This is a genomic window from Paratractidigestivibacter sp. (genome assembly GCF_052362415.1).
Classification (GTDB): Bacteria; Actinomycetota; Coriobacteriia; order Coriobacteriales; family Atopobiaceae; genus Paratractidigestivibacter.
The window spans coordinates 269-8,184 of record NZ_DAWEMK010000047.1; the positions used below are offsets into that span (position 1 = coordinate 269).

Annotated in this window: 5 protein-coding genes and 2 pseudogenes; 2 read left to right on the top strand and 5 right to left on the bottom strand. The window is 66.9% G+C overall.

The features are described from left to right. A partial coding sequence (locus tag ACT84W_RS06155) for a DUF3362 domain-containing protein (RefSeq protein ID WP_444328581.1) occupies positions 1 to 509 on the top strand: 509 nt, incomplete at its 5' end. Positions 510 to 614: 105 nt separating this feature from the next. Here ACT84W_RS06155 and ACT84W_RS06160 read toward each other — a convergent pair. From ACT84W_RS06160 to ACT84W_RS06170, 3 genes and pseudogenes are all read right to left on the bottom strand, one after another. Further along, positions 615 to 1,560: pseudogene (locus tag ACT84W_RS06160) on the bottom strand (ABC transporter ATP-binding protein); the annotation flags it as partial. Between the two features lie 355 nt (positions 1,561 to 1,915). After that, a pseudogene (locus ACT84W_RS06165) lies at positions 1,916 to 3,448 on the bottom strand (ABC transporter ATP-binding protein); the annotation flags it as partial. Between the two features lie 140 nt (positions 3,449 to 3,588). Next, a complete protein-coding gene (locus tag ACT84W_RS06170; protein ID WP_417576362.1) occupies positions 3,589 to 4,026 on the bottom strand; it encodes a MarR family winged helix-turn-helix transcriptional regulator in 438 nt (145 codons plus the stop codon). A 234-nt stretch (positions 4,027 to 4,260) separates the two neighbouring features. On the opposite strand from ACT84W_RS06170, the gene ACT84W_RS06175 reads away from it, so the two are divergent. Continuing rightward, entirely contained in the window at positions 4,261 to 4,680 is a 420-nt protein-coding gene (locus ACT84W_RS06175) for a peptide deformylase (protein ID WP_417576361.1), read from the top strand. A gap of 167 nt (positions 4,681 to 4,847) precedes the next feature. Here ACT84W_RS06175 and ACT84W_RS06180 read toward each other — a convergent pair whose 3' ends face one another. Beyond that, on the bottom strand, positions 4,848 to 5,903 hold the full coding sequence (locus ACT84W_RS06180; RefSeq protein ID WP_444328582.1) for a D-alanine--D-alanine ligase family protein: 1,056 nt from the start codon (positions 5,901 to 5,903) through the stop codon (positions 4,848 to 4,850). Between the two features lie 188 nt (positions 5,904 to 6,091). Further along, entirely contained in the window at positions 6,092 to 7,693 is a 1,602-nt protein-coding gene (locus ACT84W_RS06185) for an MFS transporter (protein ID WP_444328583.1), read from the bottom strand. Positions 7,694 to 7,916: the final 223 nt, after the last annotated feature.

Consider the following 7,916-nt stretch of genomic DNA (forward strand, 5'->3'; position numbering starts at 1 on the left):
CCGTCGAGCTCGCCGAGGCCGTGCGCGACATGGGCTACATGCCCGAGCAGGTCCAGGACTTCTACCCCACGCCGTCGACCATGAGCACGTGCATGTTCTACACAGGCGTCGACCCGAGGAACATGCAGCCCATCTACGTGCCGCGCGACCCGCACGAGAAGGCCATGCAGCGCGCGCTCATCCAGTACCGCAAGCCCGAGAACTGGCAGCTCGTGCACGAGGCGCTGCTGCGCGCGGGGCGCCAAGACCTCATCGGCTTCGAGCCGCGCTGCCTGATCCGCCCCTACCCGCCCAAGGCGCGCGACGAGAAGAAGGGCGCGGCGCGGGGAAAGAAGGGCGCGGGACCCCGAGGCGCGGGAGCGAAGGCCGGCGGCTCGAAGGGGGCGAAGGCCGGCGGCGCGAGGGGCGCGGCGGCCAACCGCGGCGCCAAGGCCCCAAAGGCCCCCGCCGCCGGCACAAAGAAGGGCCCGCGCAAAGGCGGGCCCACGAGGAAGAAACCGATGAACTGATGGGCGCCGGGGGCCGAGCCGCGAGAACTCGGCCCCCGGCGCTTCTTGCCGCCGACCGCCCACTCATCGCGCGGGGGAACGGGCGGCGGCGGGGCGATGCGGCGCCTACGCCGCGTCGGCCTCCTCGAACTGCGAGTTGTAGAGCTTGGCGTACGCGCCGCCGGCGGCGAGCAGCTCCTCGTGGTTGCCGGACTCCACCACGTCTCCGTGCTCCATCACGAGGATGAGGTCGGCGTCGCGGATCGTCGAGAGCCGGTGCGCGATGACGAAGCTCGTGCGCCCCTCCATGAGGGCATCCATCGCGCGCTGGACGCGCAGCTCGGTATGGGTGTCTACCGAGCTCGTGGCCTCGTCGAGGATGAGCAGCGGGGCGTCCTTGACCATGGCACTGGCCGGCAGAGACGCTGCCCGGCTCGAGCTCGGTGTCGTAGCCGGCGGGAAGGCTGCGCACCCACTTGAGCAGGCCGCACGCCTCGCAGACCTCATCGAGGCGCTCGTCGCCCACGCCCTCGGCGTCGAAGGCGATGTTCTCGCGCAGCGTCCCCTGGAAGAACCGCGTGTCCTGCAGCACCATACCAAACTGCTCGTGGAGGTTCTCGCGCGTGACGTCGGCGATGTTCACGCCGTCGATGTAGATGCCGCCGTTGCCCACCTCGTAGAAGCGCATGAGGAGGTTCACGAGGGTCGTCTTTCCGGCGCCGGTGGGGCCGACGATGGCGACCTTCTTGCCCGCGAGTGCCTTGGCGCTGAAGTCGCGGATGATGTCGGTTCCCTCTTCGTAGCCGAAGCGAACGTGGCGGAAGTCCACCTCATCGCGCGGCGACTCGATGCGAGCGGGCTTGGCGGACTCGTCGTCCATCTCGTCCTCCTCGAGGAAGTCGAACACGCGCTCGCACGCGGCCGCCATGGTCTGCACCGAGCTCGCGGCCTGCGAGATGTTCTGGAGCGGCTGGGTAAAGAGGCGGATGTAGATCATGAAGGCGACGACGGTGCCGAAGGGGATCGCGCCCGCGAGCGCGAGCGCGCTCGCCGCGGCAACGGTGGGCAGGTAGGGACGGCAGAACCGGGCGAGGCGGCCGAAGGCGTGGCCGAGGTCGACCTTCTGTTCCGCGGCGGTGCTCCCGCCGCCCATCCCGGGCATGTTGTTCTGGCCAGGCATTGGCGATCTCCTCCTTGGAGAGCTGGGAGCTCACGATCTCCCGGTAGGTCGGGCAGCTGCGCATGAGCTCGTCGTGGGTACCGACGCCCACGCAGGAGCCGCCGTCGAGCACGACGATGAGGTCGGCGTCGCGCACCGTGCTCACGCGCTGAGCGACGATGAGCTTGGTCGTGCCGGCGCACTCGCGGGCGAGGGCCTCGCGCAGCTTGCGGTCGGTCGCGAAGTCGAGGGCGCTGAACGAGTCGTCGAAGACAAGGACCTCGGGCCTGCGGGCGATGGCGCGGCCCATGGCCAGGCGCTGGCGCTGGCCGCCAGAGACGTTCCGCCCGCCCTGCTCGATGGCGGCGTTAAGGCCGCCCTCCATGCCCTCGACGAAGTCGGTAGACTGGGCCACCGCGAGCGCGGCGCCCACGTCGTCGCGCGTGATCTCGTGGTCCGTCTTGCCGTAGGCGACGTTGCTCGCGACGGTGCCCTTGAAGAGCGTGGCCGTCTGCGGGATGTAGCCGATGCGGCAGTGGAGCTCCTCGAGCGTGTAGCCGCGCACGTCGCGGCCGTCGACGAGGACCTGGCCCTCCGTGGCGTCGAAGAGGCGGTCGACGAGCTGGACGAGGGTCATCCTGCCTGATCCCGTGGCGCCCACGACAGCGACGGTCTGGCCGGGTTCGACGGTGAAGCTCACGTGGCTGAGCCCCGGGGTGCCGTCGTCGGGATAAGTGAACGAGACGTCGCGAAACTCGATGCGCCCGCGGTCGGCGGCGCCCACGTCGGAGTCGAGGACGCCCACGCCGTCAGTCACGGCGGGCTCGGCCTCGATGACCTCGCTCACGCGCTCGGCGACCATCTGGGCGCGCGGCAGCAGGACGAAGATCATGTTGAGCAGCACGAACGCGAGGACCACCTGCATGCCGTAGTTCGAGAAGACGACCATCTGCGAGAAGAGCGTGAGGCGCGCGCCCGGCGCGGCGGCCTCGATGAGGACGGCGCCGATCCAGTAGACGGCCAGGGTGAGGCCCGAGGTCACGAGCGTCATGCCCGGGTTCATGATGGCCATCACGCGGTTGGCGATGAGGTTGTTGTCCGTGAGCTCGTCGTTCGCGCCGGAGAAGCGCTCGCGCTCGTAGCCCTCGGCGTTGTAGGCGCGCACGGGGCGCACGCCGGTCAGGTGCTCGCGCAGCAGGCGGTTGAGCACGTCGGTCAAGCCCTGGACCTTCTGGAAGCGCGGGATGCAGACGACGACGGTGAGCGCGAGCATGAGCGCGATGGAGAGCGCTGCCACGGCGGTCGCGAGCGTCCACTCCCAGCCGAAGCCGACGATCTTCACGACGGCCCAGATCGCCATGACAGGGGCCTTGACGATGGCCGAGAGGCCCATCGAGACGAGGTTCTGGATCTGGGTTATGTCGTTCGTGCAGCGGTTGACGAGCGACGCCGCGCCGAAGCGGTCGACGTCCCCGCGCGAGAGGTCGAGCGCCTGGTTGAAGACCTTCTCGCGAAGGGTGCGCGAGAGGCCCGCCGCCACGCGGGAGGTGAGGTAGACGCAGATGACGTTGCACACGAGCGAGCCTGCGGCGCACAGCATCATGTAGCCGCCCTGGACGAGGATCTGGCCCATGGTGGAGCCGGGGGTCTCGGCGAGCGAGGTGATCGTCGCCATGTAGTCGGGCAAGGTGAGGTCGAGCCACACCTGCAGGACCACGAACACGAGCGTGAGCAGGGCCTGCCCGCGCTGGCGCTTGTCGAGGTATCTGAGCAGTTTCAGCATCGCGAGTTTTCCTTTCATTGTTAGGTATTTGACGGTAAGTAATCCGCCGCGTTGTGCGGCGGATGATTGGCGGACGAGGGCCGAGGCTGCGGACGGTTGGCGGATGGAGCCGGCGGCCGCTTACGGGCGGTGCTGGGACCGGGCCCGTGACCTCGCAGTTATTTGACGAGGGGCTCCGCGATCCTCTCCACCAGGCGGGCGAGCTCGAGCTGCTCCTCAGCCGAGAGCGGCGCCAAGAGGGACGAGACCCCGCGCACGGCGGACTGGAAGTTCGCCTCGCCGAAGGCCTCGCCGGCAGGCGTGATGCGCACGATCACGCCGCGGCCGTCCTCGGGGTTCGTTTGGCGGACGACGTATCCCTTGCGCTCGAGTGCCTTGAGCGTGTTCGCCACCCGTGCGCTCGAGACGCCGAGGGCATCCATGAGCTGGGAGGGCGTGGCCTCGCGGTCATGCTGGACGAGGCAGCCGAGGACGCCCATCTCGCCGCGCGAGGCGTTGAGCGCGTCCATGCCGCCGGCGTTCGTGATGGCGCCCATCGCGCGGGTCACCTTATAGGCAGCGAGGCTCGATGCGTCATCCGCGGAAGGTTTCTCCATGCGATTCCCCTTTCAGTGTTAGCTTTTACTGCTAGGTATTGTATCCACGCCATTTGCCTTCTAGTGCAAGATATTTGACCGGTACAAACGCTCCACAAACCACGAGTTGTTCCGGCGCATGGGCAAGAAACCAGCGCCTGCGGCCGCGCGCCGAGCCGAAACATGGCAAACTGGCATACCGGCCTGGTGATCCGCCCCGGGCCGTCGAGTCACACAGAAACGAGGCGCCGCCCGATGGTCAAAGACATAGTCCGCTCTCCCCTGCTGCTCCGCGTGCCGAGCGAGCCCGCGGTCCCGCACTCCGCGCTCGACTCCGAGGTGGGTCAGGACCTTCTCGACACGCTCGCCGCGCATGCCGACGAGTGCGTCGGGATGGCGGCGAACATGATCGGGCAGCGCCGGCGCATCATCGTCGTCGCCAACGGGGCGCGCCATATGCTCATGCACAACCCCGAGATCCTCGAGGCGAGCTGCCCTTACCAGACCGAGGAGGGGTGCCTCTCGCTCGAGGGGACGCGCCCCTGCACGCGTTACCGCCGCATCAAGGTCCGCTACCTTGACGAGTCCTGGAACGAGCGGACCTTCACCTTCACGGGCTTCATCGCCGAGATCATCCAGCACGAGATCGACCACTGCGACGGCGTCGTAATCTAACAGCCCCGAAGGGTGTCCCCGAATGATGAGTGTCCCAGGAAGCTGCAGCCAATGACTGTCACTAGCTGACGGCACCAACACTGGGTGACAGTCATTGCGTGATGGGTGGCACAGGATGATGTGTGTCCCAGAAAGCTGCACGCAATGACTATCACCCAGTGTTGGTGTTAGTCGGAGAGCTTGGCGGAGATGAGGTCGGAGAGGACGTCGCCGAGCTCGTGGCCGGCGACGCGCATCATCTGCGGGAAGCGGCTGTAGTAGGTGAGGCCGGGAGTCGAGTTGACCTCGTTGAAGACGACCTCGCCCTCGGGCGTGACGAACATGTCCACGCGCGCGAAGCCCTCGCAGCCGAGTGCCTCGTAGACGCGCTGGCCGGCGTCCTTGACCTTGGCCAGGAGCTCCGGCGAGAGGTCCGACGGGCAGCGCAGCTCGGTATTCGCGCCGGGGTTCTTCTCGAGGTGGATGCGGAAGAACCCGTCGCCGGTGACGACGATCTGGTCGACCTCGCCCATACTGACGCCGCGGACGGCGTCGCCCACGACGGCGCAGCCGACCTCGTCGCCGACGATGGCCTCCTCCACGGCGACCTTGCGGTCGAGCGCGAACGCCGCGGAGAGCGCCTTCTGGTAGCTCGCCTCATCGGTCGCCTTCGAGACGCCGATCGAGGAGCCGCCGCGCGCCGGCTTGACGAAAACGGGGAAGCCGCCGCAGGCCTTCACGGCCGCCAAGGCTTCGGACACGGTAGAGCCGCGGTAGAGGACCTCACACTTGGGTGAGCGGACGCCGGCGGCCGCAGCGAGGCGGTGGCTCGCGTCCTTGTCCATGCACACGGCGCTCGAGAGCACGCCGCAGCCGACGTAGGGCACGCCGCAGGTCTCGAGCGCGCCCTGCAAGGTGCCGTCCTCGCCGCCCTGGCCGTGCATGACGGGCAGCGCCACGTCGACGTCGATCCGCTCGAGCCCGCCGTCGCGAAGCGCGAAGAACCCGCCCGCATGCTCGCCCATGCCGGGGACGAGGACGACGCGCTCGGTGTCGTGGGTCTCCCAGTCGCCGGTCACGTCTGCGGAGTCGCCGGTGTAGTGCAGCCACTCCCCCGCCTTCGTAATGCCGATGAGGACGAGCTCGAAGCGGCCGGCGAGCGCGCTGATGACGTTGTCGGCGGACTTGCAGGAGATGTCGTGCTCGGTGGAGATCCCGCCGAAGAGGATGGCGACCTTGGTCATGGTTGGGGGCCTTTCGTCGTGATGTGGTTGGTATCGGATTCGCGCGGTGCGCGCGAGACTGCTCAAGCCGCACTATTCTACGCCATGAAAAAGGCCCCCTCCTGAGGAAGGGGGCCTGCGGCAGGTTTGTTCCGCCGACCGTCCGCGGACAGCGACGACGAGGGATCGCGGGAGCCGCCCGCGACGGGCTAGGCGCGGTACTTCTCGGGCACCTGGTCCATGGTCTGCCACTTGCCGAGGGCCTCGTCGACGGTCATGCCCGCAGAGATCGCGTCCTTGCGGCAGGCGTTGACGGCCTGGATCTCCTTCATGCGCTCGCCCGTCAGGGTGTAGCCCTTCATGGCCAGCAGCGTGAGCACCCAGGCGATCATCGGGATCACGCAGAACAGCACGATGGTCAGCCAGTTCATGCCGTCGGCGTACGGGGTCGTGGTGTCGGGCAGCTGCGTCAGGCCGACGGCCAGAAGCGCGATGCCGACGACGGTGGTGGAAAGCGAGCTCACGAGCTTGTCCACGAACGAGAAGAGCGTGCCGATGACGCCCGGCGCGTAGTTGCCGGAGCGGTACATCTCGTAGTCGGAGCAGTCGGCGATCATCGGGATGGCCATGTCGGCGGTGGAGTAGTACGCGCCGTAGCCCAGGCCGTAGAGGGCGATGAAGATGATGGTGTAGGCGTTGAGCGTCAGGTGGAAACCGCCCTCGGTGCTGAAGATCGAGAGGCAGAACGCCGGGTTGCCGGGGTTCCACATGGCCAGCAGCGCGACGACGCCGACGTAGAGGGCGAGCGCCAGGGTGGTGAAGGTCACGAGGGTCTTCTTTTGCCCGTGCTTTTGGCTCATGCGCAGGCCGCCGAGGAAGAAGGGCGCGGAGAACACGTAGCCCATCACGTACATGGGCAGGTACAGGCCGTTGTAGTTGCCCATCATGCAGCTGTACAGAAGGACGCCGACCGAGGTGTTGGTAGCGACGGCGAAGGCGAACTTGGTGCCGGAAGCCGCAACCATGAGGCGCTGGAGCTCCTTGTTGGACTTGAAGATCTGGACGTAGTCCTTGAGGGTGAGCTTGTTCTCGTCACCCTCCTTGGACTCGCCGCCGAGGCCCCAGTACTCCTTCTTGTCCTTGCCGGCGATGCCGATGACCGCGAGCGCGGTGAGCGCGGCGGACAGCACGATCACGAGCGGGATGAGGAAGTTGAAGAACGCCTCGGTGCCAAAGCCGACGTTGCCGCCGACGATGGAGGCGACGGCCATGGTCACACCCATGCCGACGAGCGACGCGATGGTGTTGAACAGCGTGAAGGTTGGGCGCTGCTTGGGGTCGTTGGTCAGGCAGGTCTGGCCCGAGCGCGTGCAGGAGGTCTGGATGGAGTAGCCGACCATGAGCAGGATGTAGAACACGGTGTAGGCCACGTACTTGACCGCGGTCGCGTCCTCGGGAATCAGGCGCGTGCCGTAGAAGAGCAGAAGCGACGAGACGATCATCACGACGTTGCCGAGCACCATGAACGGGCGGAACTTGCCGAACTTGGTCTCGGTGCGGTCGATGAGCATGCCCACGACCGGGTCGATGAAGGCGTCGAGCGCGCGGGTGACGGTGACCATCGTGGTCGCGAACGCGAGCACGAGGCCGAGCACGCCGTTGGCATAGTAGGCGATGTAGTTCATGAGAAGGACGTAGTACACGTTCGTCGCGCCGTTGTTGAACGGGAAGAGGACGAGCTGGTACATCTTGGCCTGGTTGAGCGAGGTGGACGCGCCCTCCCCCGCGGGTTTCTGTGCGGTATCTGCCATGCGATTTCCTTTCTGGATCGGCGGGTCCAGCATAAATTGACTGGCTAATATACTAGTTCATCCGTTTTTCCCCGGATTCTCGAAGCCGGCTCCAACCGGCTCTGCGGCACGCTTTGGCCGGTGAACGGAATATTCCTGCCCAAAATCGTGCGATTACGAAAAAGAGCCCCGCCCCTGCGAGTCGCAGACGGGGCGGGACTCTGGTTCAGCAAGTGCCGCAAGC

Excerpts from the sequence above, each read along its gene's own strand:
- ACT84W_RS06175 (WP_417576361.1), top strand. The coding sequence starts at position 4,261 with ATGGTCAAAGACATAGTCCGCTCTCCCCTGCTGCTCCGCGTGCCGAGC.
- ACT84W_RS06170 (WP_417576362.1), bottom strand. The coding sequence starts at position 4,026 with ATGGAGAAACCTTCCGCGGATGACGCATCGAGCCTCGCTGCCTATAAG.
- ACT84W_RS06180 (WP_444328582.1), bottom strand. The coding sequence starts at position 5,903 with ATGACCAAGGTCGCCATCCTCTTCGGCGGGATCTCCACCGAGCACGAC.
- ACT84W_RS06185 (WP_444328583.1), bottom strand. The coding sequence starts at position 7,693 with ATGGCAGATACCGCACAGAAACCCGCGGGGGAGGGCGCGTCCACCTCG.